Source organism: Amycolatopsis sp. NPDC048633 (genome assembly GCF_040650695.1).
Taxonomy (GTDB): Bacteria; Actinomycetota; Actinomycetes; order Mycobacteriales; family Pseudonocardiaceae; genus Amycolatopsis.
In genome coordinates this window covers 1-17,480 of record NZ_JBEZHS010000016.1, presented here as the reverse complement: position 1 = coordinate 17,480, position 17,480 = coordinate 1, and the positions used below count along the sequence as shown (strand labels likewise).

The window sequence follows — 17,480 nt, the reverse complement described above, 5'->3', positions numbered from 1 at the left end:
TCATGTCATCGGCTTGGGCCTACTCGACCGCGCCGTTCTGGGTCAGCAGGGTCTGGTACCAGGCGTCGTACGGGTGGTTGGACGCCGGGTAGTTCGCCAGCGGCGTGGTCGCGTCGCCCGCCGAGTCGAAGTCCCAGCCGCGGACCAGCTTGCCCGACTGACGGGCCGAGGTGATGAACGCCGACTCCGTCGCGGGCGCCCCGTAGAACAGCGCGCCCTGCTGCAGCTCCGCGCTGTCGCCCTTCTGGAACTCGTCGAACGCGACCTGGCGGTAGCGGATCCGGTCACCGGCGACGCTCGCGGTGTCCAGGCGCAGGGTGTTCGACGGCGTCGGGCCGTCGGCACCGGTCCACACCTTCACGCGCCGGGTGCCGTTGGTGGCCGTGTCCTTGGCGAACCGCGCGTCGGACGTCTTGGCGTTGCCGGTCCACGCCACCGTCGTGGCCGACAGCGCGCCGGTCCAGGCCCAGTTCTGGCTGCCGCTCTGGCTCTGGTGGATCTCCCGCAGGTGCGTCCCGTCGGTGAAGGCGACCGTCGGCAGCACACCGTTGTCGTACTGGTGGCTGGCCTGCCAGGTGATCTCGCCATCGGTGCCGAGCTTGCCGACGTGGTACCAGAGCGTGCTCGCGCCCTGCGACTGGTGGACCTCGACGAGGTCGCCGTTGTCGTTGAGCGCGACGGCGGGCGTCTGGCCGCTGTCGTACTTGCCGTGCCGCAGCCAGGTGATCCGGCCGTCGGCGCCGTAGGTGCCGGTCCAGTACCAGAGCGCGCCGCCGCCCGAGTCGTGCACCTCGACGATCTGGCCGCGGCCGTTCAGCGCGACGGCCGGGTGGTACCCGACGTCCCGCTTGTACTCGCTGCGGCTGCCGCCGTCGCCGGACAGGAGCGGCAGCACGCGCCCGCGTAGCGCGTCCACGGTCGGCGAGCCCGCCGGGTAGTCCTGCGCGCGCAGCAGCCGGCTGCCGAACACCGACTCCAGCTCCTGGTTGACGGCGACGAGGTTGCCCTCCGCGAAGTTCGCGTTGTCGGTCAGGTTGTCCTTGAGGTCGAGCATGACGACGATCGGCGCGGCCGACGGGTGCGCGGCCGACCACGTGTTGACGGTGCTCAGCCAGTCCCGCAGGTTGTTCGACGCGGGGTTGCCGCCGCTGTGGTCGACGGCGTTGCCCGGCGAGTCGTGGCCGACGCCGTAGTCGTGGGTCGTGGCGTAGCCGTTGTCGTGGATGTCGAACTCGACGAACCGCACGCCGTGGTCGAGCTGGTAGGCGATCGAGTTCTTCGCGCCGTCGACGCTGCCCGAATAGCTGTTGTGCGTGGCGCGGAAGACCGAGGCGGTGAACGGCGGGCTCGCGGCTTCGGCCGTCCCGCCGGTCAGCAGCGCGGCGGTGGTCAGAGCGGTGACGGCCAAGGCGGGCAGTCGGGTCATCCTCGGGTCCTCACGTCGGGAGCGGGGGCCGTCCCATCCTGGCCGTCCGGGGCGGACGCTGTCCCGAACTCCGGTGGAACGTCGTGGAACGCGAGTGGAACGCCTAGAAGGCGACAGGTGGACATCGAGGGAGGAAACGTCATGACCCACTCGGGAGGACCCCAGTACCCGGACCCGGCCGGACCCGTGCCGCCGCAGGCCGGCATGCCCGGCCCGGCCCAGCCGCCCGCCGCGCCGAAGAAGCCGAAGAAGCGGCAGAAGATCGTGCTCACCGTGTTCCTGGTCGTCGTCGCCGCGATCCTCGCGCTGGTCTGGGTGGCCACCCGGTCCAACGGCGAGAACGCGCAGACCGGAAACTGCGTCACCGAAAGCGGCGAGAACTACGTGAAGATCGTCGACTGCGGGGCGCCCGAAGCGACCCTGAAGGTCGTCGCGCGCGTCGAGGACAAGACGCAGACCGAGGCGCGGATCAGCGCGTGCACCCCGTACCCGGACGCCGACCAGGTGTTCTGGGAGGGCAAGGAGGGCGAGACCGGCGTCGTGCTCTGCCTGGCGAAGACCGGCAAGTAGCCCGATGGCGGGCGGGAAGTTCTCGTTCACCGGCTCCGGTGAGGTCCGGGTCTCGAGCGGCGGGCGCACGCTCGCCGCGGCGGCCGGCGTGATCGTGATCGGTGACCGGGTCTTCCGGCTGGCCGAGGTGGACCGGGTCGCCTACCACGCGGCGGCCCGGCCGCACCAGGCCAGCTACGCGCTGGGCCTGGCCCGCGGCCCGGTGCGGAGCCGCTTCGTGTTCGACGCCTTCCGCCGCGGCAGCGAGCTCGACGACGCGCGCGAGACGTGGCGGCGGCTGGTCGAGCTGGTCGAAGCGGCGGCCTGCCCGCGGATCGCGCGCGCCGCCGTCGACGCCATCACGGCCGGTGCCACCGCCCGGTTCGGCGGTGGCGGACACCCGCGGATCGCCGCGGACGCCGGCGGACTGCGCCGCTGCCGGTGGTTCGCGCCGAAGGTGCCGTGGGCCGGCGTGCTCGGCACCGACCTGCGCGCCGGTCAGGTGCGCGTGTGGACGGGCGGGCCGGAGCCGGAGCTGGTCGCCGCCATGGCCGGCTGGAACGCGGTGGTGCTGCCGCGCGTCGTAGGAATGATGGTCGCCCACGAAAAAGAATCACCGGGAAGCCATTGATCACGGATTCCTGGGAATGATCGGAAAATGTTCACGGAATCGGAGATCGAGTGTCCGTTGTGTCGCATTTGTGGCACCGTTCGTCGATTTATGCCAAATCGCCGCGCGGATTCGGTACTTCGCCGGAGCGTGCGTAGTCATTATCCGGGCAACGAGTGTGCGCGGGCGCCGGAAGGTCCGTGAGGGGTTGGGGAGGCAGTGGGTGTGGCGAACGACTGGCCGCTGGTCGGCCGCGAACAAGAGCTGGCGTTCGCGCGCCGGGCACTGGGCGATCCCGAGGTGTGCGGGCTGCTGCTGACCGGGCGCGCCGGTGCCGGCAAGACCCGCCTGGCCAAGGTGCTGCTGGCCGAGCTGGCCGGCGGCGGGGCGCGCACGCACTGGGTGCGCGCGATGTCTTCGGCCTCGACGATTCCGTTCGGCGCGTTCGCGCACCTCCTGCCCGGCAGCGCGGACGGCACGGGGGACCGCGCGCACCGGCTCAACCAGGTCGCCGGCCACCTCACCCGCGGCGCGGAGGGGCGCCGGCTGGTGCTCTGCGTCGACGACGCGCACCTGCTCGACGACCTGTCCGCGACCCTGGTGCACCAGCTGGCCGCGACCGCGTCGGCGTTCGTGATCGTGATCGCGCCGCACGGCGTGAGCGTGCCCGGGCCGGTGTTCTCCATGTGGAAGGACCGCGTCGCCGAGCGGCTGGACGTCGGCGAGCTGACCCGGCCGCAGACCACCGAGCTGATCACCGCGGTGCTGGGCGGGCGGCTCGACGACGGCGCGGAGGACCGGCTCTGGCACCTGACGCTGGGCAACCCGCTGTTCCTGCGCGAGCTCCTGCAAGGCGGCCTCGACAGCGGCTCGCTCTCGGCCGAGGACGGCGTGTGGCGGTGGAGCGGCGCTCTCATCGCGACCCCGCGGCTGGTCGAGCTGATCGAAACCCGCGTCGACCGGGTCGACGCCGACGAACGGCGGCTGCTGGAACTGCTCGCCTTCGGGGAGCCGCTGGGCAGCGAACCGCTGGTGCGCCTCGGCGCCGCGCGCGTTCTCGCCTGGGCCGAGCAGGCCGGGCTGGTGGTGTCGGAACGGACCGGGCGGCGGCTGAACGTCCGGCTGGCGCACCCGCTCTACGCCGACGTGATCCGGCGCCGGACGTCGCCGCTGCGCCAGCGCGACACCTACCGGATCCTCGCGCAGACCCTGGACCTCACCGGCGCGCGGCGCGCCGAGGACAAGCCGCGGCTGGTGCGGTGGCGGCTGGCCGCCGGGCTGCCGACCGACCCGCAGCTGGTCCGCGCGGCGGCGGAGACGTTGCTGCGCAAGGACTTCCCGCAGGCCGAGCAGCTGGCGGCCGAAGCCGCCCGGATGGGCGGCGGCTTCGGCGCGAAGTTCCTGCTCGCCCAGGTCCGGGTCGCCGGCGGCCGGCACGCCGACGCCGACTCACTGCTCGCCGAGCTCGCGGGCGAAACGGTGTCGGACGCGCAGCACGCCCGCGTCGCCGCGACCCGCGCCCGGAACCTGGCGTTCGGCCTGAACCGCTTCGAGGAGGCCGCCGCGGTGCTGGACACCGCGGAGACGGCGTTGTCCGGAACCCTGGACGAGCTCGTGACGGCCCGGGCGGCGCTGCGGGCGGCGGCGGGTGCGTCCCGCGAGGCGCTGGACCTGCTCGGGCCGGTGCTGGACCGCAACCGGCGTGGCGACGCGCTCCGGCTCGCGGCGCTGGTGGTCGCGGCGGGGGCGCTGGCTTCCACGGGGCGGACGGAGGCGTGCCTCGGCGTCGTCGACGAGGGCCTGGCCATCGCGGAACGGATCGCGGACGCGTCCGCGCCCGGGGCGAGGGTCCGGCTGGAGCACGCCCGGATCGTCGCGCTGTGCCGGGCGGGACGGCTCGAGGAGGCCGAAGACCGGGCGGGCGACGGCTACCGGGACGCCGTCCGGGACCGGTGGGGCCCGGCGGTGGCGGGCGCGGCGGCGTCGCTCGGGACGGTCGCGCTCGCCTACGGCAACGTTCGCGGCGCGATCCGCTGGCTGCGGGAGGCCCTGGCCGCGGACGCGCACGATCAGCCGTACGAGTTCCGCCCCGCCGTCGCCGCGGCGCTGGTCCGGGCGATGGCGATGAGCGGACGGGTGACCGAGCCCCTAGGCGACTGGGACGGCGCGTGGGTCGCGGCGGCCCGGGGCGAGCTGTCCCGGGCTTGGGAGCTGGGTGTTTCCGCAGCCTTGGCAGCGTCGGAAGACGGCAGGCTCGCGATCGCCGCCGAGATCCGCCACGACGTGCTCCGGCTGGGCGGCAAGCCGGGCGAGATCCCCTCTGCGGGCGGGATGGCGGCGTTGTATTCGGCGCACGCGCGGGCCCTGTCGGACGCTTCCGCGTTGGACGCGGTGGCTGCTTCGTTCGCCGACGCGGGGGCCCGGCTCCTCGCCGCGGAGGCCTCGGCCCAGGCGGCGCGGGAGTACCGCGCGGAGGGCAAGAACGGCAGCGCGGCGATGTCGGCCCAGCGGGCCCGGGCGTGGCTGGCGTCCTGTGAGGACGCCGCGACGCCGGCTCTTTCCTCGCTGGACACGCCGTTGGACTTGACGGTCCGGGAACTGGAGATCGCCCGCCTGGTGGCGACGGGCTTGACGAGCCGCGCGGTAGCGGACCGGCTCGTGGTTTCGGTCCGCACGGTCGACAACGTGCTGCACGGCGTTTACGCGAAGCTGGGTATTTCCGGGCGGCGCGAGCTGGCCTCGGTGGTAGGGCCGCTCGTCTCGGGGAGTAGTCCCGGCGACGGTCCATAGGTAGTCCGCGGCCGTGGTCGTGAGGAAGCCGAGTAGCCGCTACTCATGACCCGGGCGCCCGCCGGCCCAAGACTGGATGACAACGGAGGGGCACGGGCTTCACCGATCCGAATGTCAGGAGTGCACAGGATGACGACTTCATCGGGCGACGTTTTCCAGAACGAGCAGGGTTCCGGCCGGGGCGGGGACCAGTTCAACGAGCAGGCTTCGACCGGGGGGTCGGGGAGCATTTTCCAGAACGAGCAGGGTTCGGGTGGTTCCGGGGGGAATCAGTTCAACGAGCAGGCTTCGACGGGTGGGGGCGGTGGGGACATTTTCCAGAACGAGCAGGGCTCGGGCGGCGGCGGGAACCAGTTCAACGAGCAGGCTTCCACTGGCGGTGGCCGCGGGGACATTTTCCAGAACCAGCAGGGTTCCGGCGGTGGCGGTGGGAATCAGTTCAACGAGCAGGCTTCCACTGGTGGCGGCAGCGGGAGCATCTTCCAGAACGAGCAGGGTTCGGGCGGCGGTGGGAACCAGTTCAACGAGCAGGCCTCGACCGGTGGTGGCGGTGGGGACATTTTCCAGAACCAGCAGGGTTCCGGTGGGCACGGTGGCAACCAGTTCAACGAGCAGGCCTCGACCGGCGGCGGCGTGGGAGACATCTTCCAGAACGAGCAGGGTTCGGGCGGCCACGGTGGGAACCAGTTCAACGAGCAGGCCTCCACTGGCGGTGGCGGTGGGGACATCTTCCAGAACCAGCAGGGTTCCGGCGGTGGCGGTGGGAATCAGTTCAACGAGCAGGCTTCCACGGGCGGCGGCCGCGGGGACATCTTCCAGAACGAGCAAGGTTCCGGGCGCGGCGGCAACCAGTTCAACGAGCAGGCCTCGGCCGGCCACCACGGTGACGTGTTCCAGAACGAGCAGGGTTCGGGCGGTCACGGGGGCAACCAGTTCAACGAGCAGGCCTCGACCGGCGGCGGCAGCGGGAGCATCTTCCAGAACGAGCAGGGTTCGGGCGGCGGCAGCGGGAATCAGTTCAACGAGCAGGCTTCCACGGGCGGTGGCCGCGGCGACATCTTCCAGAACCAGCAGGGTTCCGGTGGCCACGGGGGCAACCAGTTCAACGAGCAGGCATCGACCGGCGGCGGCAGCGGGAGCATCTTCCAGAACGAGCAGGGTTCGGGCGGCCACGGTGGGAACCAGTTCAACGAGCAGGCCTCCACGGGCGGCAGCGGCAGCATCTTCCAGAACGAGCAGGGTTCGGGCGGCCACGGTGGGAACCAGTTCAACGAGCAGGCCTCGACCGGCGGCGGCGTGGGAGACATCTTCCAGAACCAGCAGGGTTCGGGCGGCCTCGGTGGCAACCAGTTCAACGAGCAGGCCTCGACCGGCGGCCACGGCAACATCTTCCAGAACGAGCAAGGCTCCGGCGGTGGCAACCAGTTCAACGAGCAGGCCTCCACGGGCGGCCACGGCAACATCTTCCAGAACGAACAGGGCTCGAGCGGCCACCACGGCGGAAACCAGTTCAACGAGCAGGCGTCCACCGAGCACCACGGCAACGAGCGCCACGAGCACGAGCACCACCACGGCGGGGAGCACCACCACGACCACCACGCCGAGCACGGCCACCACGACGTCGACCTCTACTGAGCCGGTAAGCAACTGAGCAAGCACGAGGAGCGGTCATGCAGGAGCCGAGCGGCGGGGGGCACATCGCCCTCGACACCCTCGACCTCGCCGTCAAGGGGGCGAAGGCCTACGGGCGGGACGATCTCGTCCAGCGTCTCACCGACGCCCGGCGCCTGCTGTCCGAGCCCGACGTCACCGTCTACGTCGTCGGGGAGTTCAAGCAGGGCAAGAGCTCGCTCATCAACGCCCTGCTGACCGCGAAGATCTGCCCGGTCGACGACGACATCGCGACCGCGGTGCCGACGGTCGTCCGGTTCGCGCCGGAGTCCGGGGCTCTGGCGACCTACGAGCCGGCCGATCCGTCGTCGCCGCCGTGGACCGAGCGGATCTCCCTCGAAGACCTGCCGACCCACGTCAGCGAAGCCGGGAACCCGGGCAACGTCCGCAAGCTCAAGTCCGTCACCGCGTCGATCAGCCGTCAGCTGCTCTCCGGCGGGCTGGTGCTGGTCGACACCCCCGGCGTCGGCGGCCTCGGCTCACTGCACAACGCCGTCACGGTCAGCTCGCTGCCGCGGGCACACTCCGTCCTCTTCCTGTCCGACGCCTCCCAGGAGCTCACCGCGGCCGAGCTGCGGTTCCTGCGCACCGTCAAGGACCTGTGCCCGAGCGTCTTCTTCGTCCTCACCAAGATCGACCTCTACCCGCAGTGGCGTCGCATCCTCGAGCTCAACGCCGGCCACCTCGAAGCGTGCGGGATCGCCATCGACACCGTCGCCGTCTCCTCGGAGCTGCGCACCGTCGCGGCGCGCTCGGCCGACCAGGAGATGAACGTCGAATCCGGCTTCCCGCAGCTGGTCAAGCGCCTGCAGGGCGTGGTCGGCGACGCCGAGCGCTCGGCGCTCAACGCCGTCGGCCTGCACGTCGGGTCCGCGGTCGGCCAGCTCAACGCGGCCCTGCGCGCCCGCCGTACCTCGCTTGCCCACCCCGAGCAGTCCGCCGCGCTCGTCGCGGAACTGACCCGGGTCAACGACCGCGTCGACGCGCTGCGCAGCCAGTCCGCGAAGTGGCAGCAGCTGCTCTTCGACGGCTTCGCCGACATTTCGTCCGATGTGGACTACGACCTGCGCGCCCGCTCCCGCGGTGTGCTGCACGAGGCCGAAGAGGCCATCGAAGACGGCGACCCCGCCAAGAACTGGGCCGAGTTCGAGAAGTGGCTGCGCCAGCGCCTCGCGAACGAGACGCTCGAGAACTACGGGACCTTCATCAAGCAGGCCCGAGTCATCGCGTCCCGCGTCGCCGAGCACTTCGAGCTCGCCGAGTCCCAGGCCGTGCTGCCGCGCGAGGTCCAGGCGCCGGTCCAGGTCGTCGAGGAGATCGACATCGACTCGTCGTTCACCGGCGTCAAGACCCGCGGCACCACCGGGATGGCCGCGTTCCAGAAGGCCTACAGCGGCTTCCTGATGTTCTCCATGCTGACGAAGATGGCCGCGCTGGCCATCCCCACGCCGTTCGGGGTCGCGGCCGGCCTGCTGATGGGCCGCTCCGGCTTCATGGACGAGCGCAAGCGGCAGCTGGAAAAGCGCCGCGGCCTGGCCAAGACCGCCGTGCGCCGGTTCGTCGACGAGTTCAACCTCCAGGTCGGCAAGGACTCCCGCGACGCGATGCGGATCGTCCAAAGAGAGCTCCGCGACGCCTACAGCGCGCGCGTCGAGGAACTGCAGCGGTCCCTCACCGAGGCGCTGGCGAGCGCGAAGAAGGCGGTCGTCGAGGACGACGCCGAGACGGGCGAACTGAAGCGCCTGGAGGCCGACATCGAAGCCCTCGAAGTGCTGGGCCGCCGCGCCGACGAACTCACCCTGCGCAGCGCCTCCAAAGCCGTGCCCGCGTCCGTCCCGGCGGTGACGCGATGACCCCGCTCTACGTCCAGGTCCGCGGGTTCGTCGCCCGCGCGTGCGCCGGGTACGCCGGCACGCCGGCCGAGCCGCAGCTGCGCCAGATCGCCGGCCGGCTCGCCGAACCGCTGCGCGTCGCCATCGCCGGCCGCGTCAAGGCCGGCAAGTCCACGCTGCTCAACGCGCTCGTCGGCCAGGAGCTGGCGGCGACGGACGCGGGGGAGTGCACGCGTGTCGTCACCTGGTACCGCAACGGCCCGACCTACCGGATCATGCTGCACCCGGTCCGCGGGATGCCGCGCCAGCTGCCGTTCGGCCGCCTGTCCGGCACGCTCGGCCTCGAGCTCGGCATGGCGCCCGGCGACGTCGACCGGCTCGTCGTCGACTGGCCGTCGCCCGCGCTGCGCGTGCTGACGCTGATCGACACGCCCGGGCTCGGTTCGGTGCGCTCGGAGGTGTCCGGACGCACGGAGGCGGCGCTGGTCCCCGAGGGCGACGGCGTCGGCACCGCGGACGCCGTGGTGTACCTGATGCGCCACGTCCACGGCGACGACGTCCGGTTCCTCGACGCCTTCCACGACGACCCGGCGCAGCGGCGCCCGGTGAACACGATCGGCGTGCTGTCCCGGGCCGACGAGGTCGGCCACGCCCGCGTGGACGCGCTCGACTCGGCGGCGAAGATCGCCGAGCGCTACGCCCGCGACTCCCGCGTCCGCGGGCTCTGCCAGACCGTCGTTCCGGTGGCCGGCCTGCTGGCCAGCTCCGCCGCGACGCTGAAGGAGTCCGAGTACCGCGCGTTCCGGCTGCTGGCCGCCGCCCCGGAGGCGGAGGTGGCGCGGCTGCTGACATCGGCCGACCGGCTCGCCCGCGGGGAGTCCGAAGTGGACGTCCCGGCGGCCGAGCGCGCCGAGCTGCTGGCCCGCTACGGCCTGTTCGGCGTCCGGCTGGCGGTCGAGCTGACCCGCGGCGGCCTGGTGACCGGCGCGCGGGCGCTGTCGGGCGAGCTGCTGGCCCGCAGCGGCCTGCACCGGCTGCGGTCCCTGCTGACCACCCAGTTCGCCGCCCGGGCCGACGTGCTCAAGGCACGCTCGGCGCTGCAGGCGGTGGAGCTGGTGCTGCGGGCCTACCCGGACCGCACCGGCGGGCTGCTGCACGAATGGGAGCGGATCGTCGCCGGGGCGCACGAGTTCGCCGAGATCCAGCTGATCGACTCGATCCGGCTCGGCGTCGTGCTCTTCACCAAGGACGAGGCCCGCGACGCGGAACGGCTGCTCGGCGCGGCCGGGGTGGACGTGCCGAGCCGGCTGGACCTGCCGGGGGACGCGGGCCGCGCCGCGGTCCGGCAGGCGCTCGGCGCGCAGCTGCTGAGGTGGCAGCGGCGCGCCGAGCACCCCGCGTCCCCGCGAGACGTCCGCGAAGCGGCCCGCGTGCTGGTGCGCACCTGCGAAGGAATCCTGCTCAGCGAAGCCCGGGCGGAGGTCCTGTCGTGAACGAACTGCCGAGGAAGATCAAGCGGACGGCAGCGGCCGCGGCCGGCGCCGTCGTGTCGGAGGTGGCCGGCAACGCGCTCACGCCCGGTTCGCCCGGCGCGTCGGCGCCCCCGCCGCAGCCGGAGCCGGCCGCCGCGGCGACCCCGCACGACGTCCCCGCCCACGAGTACGTGCCCCAGGTCGAGACCAGCACCGTCACCCGGGGCGAGGACGGCCACGTCGAAGCGCAGACCGGCACGGTCTGGCACCCGGAGACGACCGACGGCCTGCCGCTGAAGGAGCTGCCCACCGTCGAGGAGTTCGAGCAGATCGAAGTCCGCGAAGACGAGTTCGGAAACTTCATCATCGACGCGACCGAGCGGTTCGTGGTGCACAACAACGGCCGGGACGAGGTGTACACCGACCACCAGCACATCGTCGTGCCCGGGGACGGGACGCCGGGCGACACGGACATCGACATCGTCCAGGACGCCGACATCGTCATCCACGAGAACCCGGACGGCACGATCACCGTGGAGCACCAGGGTTCGCTGACCTACGAGCTCACCCCGGACGCGCCGGGGCACGGCGACATCGAGGTGTTCCAGGAGGAGACGGTCATCCTCGACGAAGCCGAGACCGGGCCGCCCGGCATCGAGGTCGGGGTCACGGTGGACCAGCAGGCCAGGGCTGACGATCCCTTCGGCGAGCCGGCCGGGCCGACCATCCACCAGACCGAGGTGATCGCCGACAAGGGCCGCGGCGCCACGGTGACCGCGCAGGTCACCGCGCCGGCGCCGTCGCTGCCCGGGACGCCGTCCGCGCCGGTCGTGACGTTCAGCCGTCAGCCGTCCACAGTGGACACGCCGGTGCCGCAGCCGATCGCGGTCGAGACCACGACGACGCTGGCGGCGTCGAACTCGCTCGCCGAGCACCCGGTCGTCAAGCACAGTTTCGCGACCGAGCCCGAGCCGGAGCACCACGACGCCGGCGAGGTCACGGGTACCCGGCCGCACCCGGCGGAGCGGGAGCACCCGTTCGAGCCGCCGCGGCACCACGAACCGGACGGCGTCCCCGCCGAACCGCCGCCCGAGCCGCACGACGTGCCGCCACCGGAACCACCCGGTCCGCCGGTGCACGAAGCACACGAAGAACACCGAACGCAGGACGAGGAACCGGAACGGGTTCCGGACGAGCACCCGACTTTTGATCACGCGCACACCGGCGGCGGAGGCTGACTGACATGGGCTACGGACTGGGCATCGACCTCGGCACGACCTTCACGGCGGCCGCCGTCGACAGCGCCGGCCACGTCGAGATGGTGTCGCTGGGCGACCGCACGGCGGCCATCCCGTCGGTGGTGCTGCTGCGGGCCGACGGCGGCGTGCTGGTCGGGGACGCCGCTAGCCGGCGCGCGGCCGTCGAGCCGGACCGCGTGGCGCGGGAGTTCAAGCGGCGCCTGGGCGATCCGACCCCGGTGCTGCTCGGCGGGGCGCCGCACTCGGTGGCGTCGCTGATGGCGCACCTGCTCGGGTACGTGGTGCGGACGGTCGCCGGGCAGCAGGGCGGCCGGCCGGACCGGATCACGCTGACGCACCCGGCGAACTGGGGCCCGTACAAGCGGGAGCTGTTCGAGCAGGTGCCGCGGCTGACCGGGATCGACCACGTCGGCCTGATCACCGAGCCCGAGGCGGCGGCAGCGCACTATGCCGCTCAAGAGAGGTTGGACGACGGTGCCGTCGTCGCGGTGTACGACCTCGGCGGCGGCACGTTCGACGCGACGGTGCTGCGCAAGCGCGGCGGCGGCTTCGAGATCCTCGGTTCGCCCGAGGGCATCGAGGGCCTCGGCGGCGTCGACTTCGACGAAGCGGTGTTCGGGCACGTCGACCGGGCGCTCGACGGGAAGCTGTCGCAGATCGACCCGGACGACGTGGGCGCGGTGGCCGCGGTCGTGCGGCTGCGCCAGGAATGCGTGCTGGCGAAGGAAGCCCTGTCGGCCGACACCGAGACGGCTGTCCCGGTGCTGCTGCCGTCGGTGCAGACGGAGGTGCGGCTGACCCGCGGCGAGTTCGAGGAGATGATCCGCCCGTCGATCACCGCGACGATCGGGTCACTGCACCGGGCCCTGCGCTCGGCGAACCTCCGCCCGGCCGACCTCGGGGCGGTGCTGCTGGTCGGCGGCTCGTCGCGGATCCCGCTGGTGTCCCAGCTGGTTTCGGCCGAGCTGGGCCGCCCGACGGCGGTCGACATCCACCCGAAGTACGGGGTGGCGCTCGGTGCCGCGGCGCTGGCGTCCGGCCGGTCGGGCCTGGTCCAGGCGACGCGTTCGCAGCCGGCGATCCGGCCGGTACCGCCGCCGGTCCCGCGCGAGGAGACACGGGAGCTGGCCACCCCGGGGTTCGGGGCGGGAGCGGCGCCCCCGGCGCTGGGCCGGGTCAAGTCCGAGGCAACCCCGGGGCGGCGGGCTTCGCGCCGCGGGGTGGTGGTGGGGCTGTGCGCGGTGGCGGTGGTGGCGATCGGCGGGGTGGCGGTGGCGGTGAGCAACTCGGGAGGAGGTCCGTCGGGCGGCACCCCGCCGGCGACGAGCTCGGCGACCGAGACGCCGACGCTGGTGACGGTGCCGTCCCCGGAGGCCCCGGAGACGACACACACGACGGCGGCGGCCCCACGCACGAACCCCGCGGCGACGACTCGCCGAAAGACCCCGCCGAGGACGACATCGCCCACGCGCACGACAACCCCGACGACGACCACCACGCCGACGACCACGACGAGCGCGAAGGCCACGCCGTAGGGGAGAAGTTCCCGGCGGGGTTCGGGGCCCGGCTGCCGGGCGAGGGCCGGGTCGGCGGTACATGCGGTTCGGGGGCCGACCCGGCCCGGCTCGCCGAGGGGTCGGGGCGGAGCGGGTCGATCCGGCGCACCGCGCGCCCAGGATGTGAGAGGTTTTCCAGCCCATGGTGTGAAGCCCGGGCCGCCGCCGTTGACCCCGGCGACGCGAAAGCCGCAAGTAGTGCACGTGATCATTCCCCGGCTCGCCCCGGCGCAGCTCAACCCCACCACCGGAACCCGCCAGCTCGTGCTGCTCGCCGCGGTGCAGGTGTGCGCCATGAGCGTCTGGTTCTCCGCCTCCGCGGTCGTTCCGGCCCTGCGCGCGGAATGGGGACTCTCGCGCGAACACTCGATCCTGCTGACCGTCACCGTCCAGGCCGGGTTCGCCGCCGGGGCCGTGGTTTCCGCCGCGCTCAACCTCGCCGACCGCGTGCCGCCGCACAGACTCATCGCCGGTAGCGCTCTGCTCGCCGCCGTCGCGACCGCTGCCCTGCCGTGGTGCCCCCACGCGGCCGCTCCGCTGCGGTTCCTCACCGGCTTCGCCCTCGCCGGTGTCTACCCGGTCGGGATGAAGGTCGTCGTGTCCTGGTTTCCGCACAGACGCGGCTTCGCGCTCGGCGTGCTGCTCGGGGCCCTCACCCTCGGCTCGGCCTTGCCCAGCCTGCTGAACCCGTTGCCCTGGCGGGCCGTCCTGGTGAGCTCCGCCCTGCTGGCGACGCTCGGCGCGGGGATCGCCGCCGCGTTCGTCCGGCCGGGCCCCGATCGCACGCCGTCGCCGCCCTGGCAGCCGCGGTACCTGCTGACGATGGCGGCCGACCGGCGGCAGCGGCTCGTGTGCCTCGGCTATTTCGGCCACATGTGGGAGCTCTACGCGCTGTGGGCGTGGCTCCCGGCCTACCTCACCGCGACCGGCGGCCCGGGCGGCCTGACGCCCTTCGTCGTCATCGGCCTGTGCGGCGCGGCCGGGTGCCTGCTCGGCGGTGCGCTGTCGGACCGCCGCGGCCGCGCGGTCGTCGCGATGGCCGCCCTGCTCGTCAGCGGAGGCTGCGCGCTGCTGTCCTACCCGGCGTCCGGGGCCGGCCTGCTGCTGCCGGTGCTGCTGGTCTGGGGCGTCGCCGTGATCGCCGACTCCGGCCAGTTCTCCGCCGCGCTCGCGGAGACGGCGGATCCGCGGTACCTCGGCACCGCGCTCACCGCGATGACGGCGCTCGGCTTCCTGCTCAGCGCGGCCACCATCCAGCTGCTCCCGCTCGTCGCGGACGCCGTCGGCTGGCGCGCCGCCGTGCCCGTGCTCGCGGCCGGGCCGCTGCTCGGCGCGGTCGCGATGCACCGGCTGCGGCGCCGGTAACCTCACGACATGGTGGCAGAGCACGTGATCGTGACGTCCACGACCGACTCCGAGACGGCGGCCCGGGAGCTGGCCGCGAAGGCGATCGAGGAGCGGCTGGGGGCCTGCGCGCAGATCGTCGGGCCGGTGACCAGCGTCTACCGCTGGGAAGGCGAGGTGCGGACCGACCAGGAATGGCGCGTCGAGATCAAGACGACCGCCGGCCGGGTGGCCGCGCTGACCGAGCGGATCACCCAGCTGCACGGCTACGACCTGCCCGAGGTGATCGCGACGCCGATCGTCGGCGGCAGTGCGGGTTACCTGGCCTGGGTGACCACCGAAAGCCAGAACGGTGGTTAGCTTCGAGGTATGGATCTCGGCACGCGCTTCGAGCAGCTGACCACCGCCCACCTCGCCGACGCGTGCATCCGCGCCGGCCTCCCGGTGCGCTGCGCCCCGGCGACGACGCGCGCGGTGGTGCCCGGCACCCGCGTGCTCGGTCCGGCGGTCCCGGCCCGGCACGTCGGCAGCGTCGACGTCTTCCTGGAGGCCTTCGAGCACGCCACCGCCGGTGGGGTGCTGGTGGTCGACAACGGCGGCCGCCTCGACGAAAGCTGCGTCGGCGACCTCGTCGTCCTCGAAGCGCGCGCGGCCGGGCTCGCCGGCGTCGTGATCTGGGGCCTGCACCGCGACACCGCCGACATCCGCGCGATCGGCCTGCCGGTGTTCAGCCTCGGTTCGATCCCCACCGGTCCGCTGAGCCTCGGCCCGCGCATCGACGGCGGGCTCGCCGAAGCGATCGTCGGCACCTGGCGGATCGGGCCGTCGGACCTGGTCGCCGGAGACGACGACGGCGTCGTCTTCCTGCCGCTGGATCGTGCGGACGAGCTGTTCACGCTCGCCGAGGGCATCCGTGACACCGAACGCCGCCAGGCCGGGCGGATCCGGGCCGGCGAGCCGCTGCGGGACCAGGTCCGCTTCGCCGGCTTCCTCGCCGCGCGCGAAGCAGACCCGGGCCTGACGTTCCGCGCGCACCTGCGGGCCGTCGGCGGCGCGATCGAGGAGTAACCCGGAAGTGTGATGTTCCGCCGAACGGGGTATCCGGGCGCTGCGGGGGCGCGGGAGGCAAACCATGAACACCCTGATCGGCTTCGGCCGGGACATCGAATACCACTTCGCCCGCGGCCTGCGGGCCTACCTCACCCGGGTCGCCCGCGCCGTCGGTGTCGGGTTCGAATCGTGTTCGCTCGACCTCCACGTGCCCACCTCCGGCTACGTCGCGCTCGACCGCGGCCTCCCGGACCGGCCGGGCCACGACCTGGCGCTGGTCTGGGACGAGGTGCACGGCTGGTCGGCGGTGGCCGAGCCCGCGGACGGCGACGCGCCGGAGGTGCTCGCCTACCTCGGCGGGGCCGAGATCCTGCCGCCGCCGCGTGCCGTCGTGGGGTTCGTGGACCGGCTGCCGGTCGCCGGGGCGTCCGGACCGCCGGTGTTCCGGGAGGCCGGCCGCCACGAAGACCTCGTCGACCGGCTGCCGGTCACCGGGCCCGAAGGACTGCTGCGGGCGAGTTCGCCGACGTGGTGACGCGCGCCGGGCGCCTAGGATGGACCGGCAGCGACCGTCCACAGAGGGAAACCCCGTGAGCAGCCCCGAAGAGCCCCGTCCCGTCCGAGTCCTGCTCGTGGAAGACCACGACATGGTGGCGGAGGCGCTGCAGCTGGCTCTCGACCGCGCCGACGGGATCACGGTGGTCGGTCGCGCCCGGTCCCGGGCGGAAGCCGTCGCCGACGCGCGCGAGCACGCCCCGGACGTCGTGGTGCTGGACCGTCGCCTCGCCGACGGCGACGCGCTCGGCGTCATCGCGGAGCTCGGCTCCGGCGGCGCGCGGGTGCTGGTGCTGACCGGCGACGCGCCCCCGTCGGTCGCCGTGCAGATCGCGAAGGCCGGTGGGGCCGGGCTGCTGTTCAAGTCGTCGCAGCTCGGCGTGCTGGAAGCCGCGGTGCGCGACGTGGCCGCCGGCGGGGTGGTCTTCGACGCGGAGCTGCTGCCCGAGATCTTCGACCGGCTCACCGGCCGGCTGCCCTCCCGCGGCGCCGAGCTGACCGCGCGGGAGCGCGAAACCCTCGACCTGCTCGCGGAGGGCGCCACCACCGAAGAGATCGGGGAGCGGCTCGGCGTCTCCCGCAACACCACGCGCAACCACGTGCAGCGGGTGCTCGAGAAGCTCGGCGCGCGGTCGAAGCTCGAAGCGGTCGCCGTCGCCCGCCGGGAGGGCCTGATCGGCTGATGCATCTGCACCAGCCACGGGGTCCCGGTTTGCATCTCGTGCGGCGGGGACACCGCCCGGCACGCTTGACGCCGTGGACATCCGGGCGCCGCTCATCGCGGAGTGCGGCCTGACCGACCTGGCGGGCGGCCTGGCCGTCGTGCGCCGGTTCACCCGGCTCACCCTGACGGCCTGGTCCTGCGACGCCGCCGTCGACGACGCCCTGCTGATCGTCACCGAGCTCGCCACCAACGCCGTGCAGCACGGGGCCGGCCGGCCGCTCCTCCGGTTGAGCGTCGGCGTCGGGCACCTCCGCATCGAGGTCTTCGACGACGACCCGGTCCCGCCCGAGCGGCGGCCGCCCGGCGCCGACGGCGGCTGGGGCCTGCTCCTCGTCGAGCGTCTGTCCCTGGCTTGGGGCACCGCGCGTCACGGCCTGGGAAAGGTGGTCTGGTGCGCGCTGTCGGCGCCGTCGGCCGAGCCCGCCGCCTGACGCACCGTGCCGGCCGGGCGGTCATCCGGCAGAGTTGCCGCATGGACGACGAGCTCCGGCCGGGCGAGGACCACGCCACCGTCACGCCGCCCGCGGGCCCGGCGGACGAGCGCCGCCGGGGCCCCGGGCCCGCCGAGCCCGTCCCGCGGCGGGGGGAGAGCGTGCAAGACGACCGGAGCGTGATGCTGGGCCAAGTACGGTACAACTCGGG

At 73.1% G+C, this 17,480-nt stretch carries 16 protein-coding genes; 14 read left to right on the top strand and 2 right to left on the bottom strand.

Annotated elements, in window-relative coordinates; genetic code table 11:
- Positions 1–19 precede the first annotated feature (19 nt).
- Positions 20–1,426 carry a hypothetical protein gene (locus AB0C38_RS26400; protein WP_360678001.1) on the bottom strand — a complete coding sequence of 469 codons (1,407 nt, stop codon included), beginning with the start codon at positions 1,424–1,426 and terminating at the stop codon, positions 20–22.
- Between the two features lie 141 nt (positions 1,427–1,567).
- Here AB0C38_RS26400 and AB0C38_RS26395 point away from each other — a divergent pair, with 141 nt between their 5' ends.
- The 3 genes from AB0C38_RS26395 (at position 1,568) to AB0C38_RS26385 (ending at position 5,375) form a co-directional block, all read left to right on the top strand.
- On the top strand, positions 1,568–1,996 hold the full coding sequence (locus AB0C38_RS26395; RefSeq protein WP_360677999.1) for a hypothetical protein: 429 nt from the start codon (positions 1,568–1,570) through the stop codon (positions 1,994–1,996).
- 4 nt (positions 1,997–2,000) lie between these two features.
- Positions 2,001–2,606, top strand: coding sequence for a hypothetical protein (locus tag AB0C38_RS26390; RefSeq protein WP_360677997.1), 606 nt, complete (start codon positions 2,001–2,003; stop codon positions 2,604–2,606).
- A gap of 204 nt (positions 2,607–2,810) precedes the next feature.
- Positions 2,811–5,375, top strand: a complete 2,565-nt coding sequence (locus AB0C38_RS26385; RefSeq protein WP_360677995.1) for an AAA family ATPase — start codon at positions 2,811–2,813, stop codon at positions 5,373–5,375.
- Positions 5,376–5,513: 138 nt separating this feature from the next.
- Here AB0C38_RS26385 and AB0C38_RS26380 read toward each other — a convergent pair whose 3' ends face one another.
- Entirely contained in the window at positions 5,514–6,296 is a 783-nt protein-coding gene (locus tag AB0C38_RS26380; RefSeq protein WP_360677993.1) for a hypothetical protein, read from the bottom strand.
- On the opposite strand from AB0C38_RS26380, the gene AB0C38_RS26375 reads away from it, so the two are divergent.
- The 11 genes from AB0C38_RS26375 (at position 6,264) to AB0C38_RS26325 (ending at position 17,269) form a co-directional block, all read left to right on the top strand.
- Positions 6,264–7,010, top strand: a complete 747-nt coding sequence (locus AB0C38_RS26375; protein ID WP_360677990.1) for a glycoprotein — start codon at positions 6,264–6,266, stop codon at positions 7,008–7,010. The genes AB0C38_RS26380 and AB0C38_RS26375 overlap by 33 nt on opposite strands.
- 35 nt (positions 7,011–7,045) lie before the next feature.
- A complete protein-coding gene (locus tag AB0C38_RS26370; RefSeq protein WP_360677988.1) occupies positions 7,046–8,899 on the top strand; it encodes a dynamin family protein in 1,854 nt (617 codons plus the stop codon).
- Positions 8,896–10,371, top strand: a complete 1,476-nt coding sequence (locus AB0C38_RS26365) for a dynamin family protein (RefSeq protein ID WP_360677986.1) — start codon at positions 8,896–8,898, stop codon at positions 10,369–10,371. Before AB0C38_RS26370 ends, AB0C38_RS26365 begins: the two co-directional genes overlap by 4 nt.
- On the top strand, positions 10,368–11,588 hold the full coding sequence (locus tag AB0C38_RS26360; RefSeq protein WP_360677984.1) for a hypothetical protein: 1,221 nt from the start codon (positions 10,368–10,370) through the stop codon (positions 11,586–11,588). Before AB0C38_RS26365 ends, AB0C38_RS26360 begins: the two co-directional genes overlap by 4 nt.
- A 5-nt stretch (positions 11,589–11,593) precedes the next feature.
- Positions 11,594–13,144, top strand: coding sequence for an Hsp70 family protein (locus tag AB0C38_RS26355; RefSeq protein WP_360677982.1), 1,551 nt, complete (start codon positions 11,594–11,596; stop codon positions 13,142–13,144).
- A 225-nt stretch (positions 13,145–13,369) separates the two neighbouring features.
- The gene (locus tag AB0C38_RS26350; protein ID WP_360677980.1) at positions 13,370–14,530 is read left to right on the top strand and encodes an MFS transporter; all 1,161 of its coding nucleotides are present in this window, start codon (positions 13,370–13,372) and stop codon (positions 14,528–14,530) included.
- Positions 14,531–14,539: 9 nt separating this feature from the next.
- Positions 14,540–14,869: a divalent-cation tolerance protein CutA gene (gene cutA, locus AB0C38_RS26345; protein WP_360677978.1), complete on the top strand. Its 330-nt coding sequence runs from the start codon at positions 14,540–14,542 to the stop codon at positions 14,867–14,869.
- A gap of 9 nt (positions 14,870–14,878) precedes the next feature.
- Positions 14,879–15,577 carry an RraA family protein gene (locus tag AB0C38_RS26340; RefSeq protein WP_360677976.1) on the top strand — a complete coding sequence of 233 codons (699 nt, stop codon included), beginning with the start codon at positions 14,879–14,881 and terminating at the stop codon, positions 15,575–15,577.
- A gap of 64 nt (positions 15,578–15,641) precedes the next feature.
- Positions 15,642–16,094 carry a DUF6292 family protein gene (locus AB0C38_RS26335; protein WP_360677974.1) on the top strand — a complete coding sequence of 151 codons (453 nt, stop codon included), beginning with the start codon at positions 15,642–15,644 and terminating at the stop codon, positions 16,092–16,094.
- 55 nt (positions 16,095–16,149) lie between these two features.
- The gene (locus AB0C38_RS26330) at positions 16,150–16,797 is read left to right on the top strand and encodes a response regulator transcription factor (protein WP_360677972.1); all 648 of its coding nucleotides are present in this window, start codon (positions 16,150–16,152) and stop codon (positions 16,795–16,797) included.
- 73 nt (positions 16,798–16,870) lie between these two features.
- Positions 16,871–17,269, top strand: coding sequence for an ATP-binding protein (locus tag AB0C38_RS26325; protein ID WP_360677970.1), 399 nt, complete (start codon positions 16,871–16,873; stop codon positions 17,267–17,269).
- The last annotated feature ends 211 nt before the right edge of the window (positions 17,270–17,480 follow it).

Coding starts and splice junctions, on each gene's coding strand:
- AB0C38_RS26400 (WP_360678001.1), bottom strand. CDS start 1,426: ATGACCCGACTGCCCGCCTTGGCCGTCACCGCTCTGACCACCGCCGCG.
- AB0C38_RS26395 (WP_360677999.1), top strand. CDS start 1,568: ATGACCCACTCGGGAGGACCCCAGTACCCGGACCCGGCCGGACCCGTG.
- AB0C38_RS26390 (WP_360677997.1), top strand. CDS start 2,001: ATGGCGGGCGGGAAGTTCTCGTTCACCGGCTCCGGTGAGGTCCGGGTC.
- AB0C38_RS26370 (WP_360677988.1), top strand. CDS start 7,046: ATGCAGGAGCCGAGCGGCGGGGGGCACATCGCCCTCGACACCCTCGAC.
- AB0C38_RS26365 (WP_360677986.1), top strand. CDS start 8,896: ATGACCCCGCTCTACGTCCAGGTCCGCGGGTTCGTCGCCCGCGCGTGC.
- AB0C38_RS26355 (WP_360677982.1), top strand. CDS start 11,594: ATGGGCTACGGACTGGGCATCGACCTCGGCACGACCTTCACGGCGGCC.
- cutA (WP_360677978.1), top strand. CDS start 14,540: ATGGTGGCAGAGCACGTGATCGTGACGTCCACGACCGACTCCGAGACG.
- AB0C38_RS26340 (WP_360677976.1), top strand. CDS start 14,879: ATGGATCTCGGCACGCGCTTCGAGCAGCTGACCACCGCCCACCTCGCC.
- AB0C38_RS26335 (WP_360677974.1), top strand. CDS start 15,642: ATGAACACCCTGATCGGCTTCGGCCGGGACATCGAATACCACTTCGCC.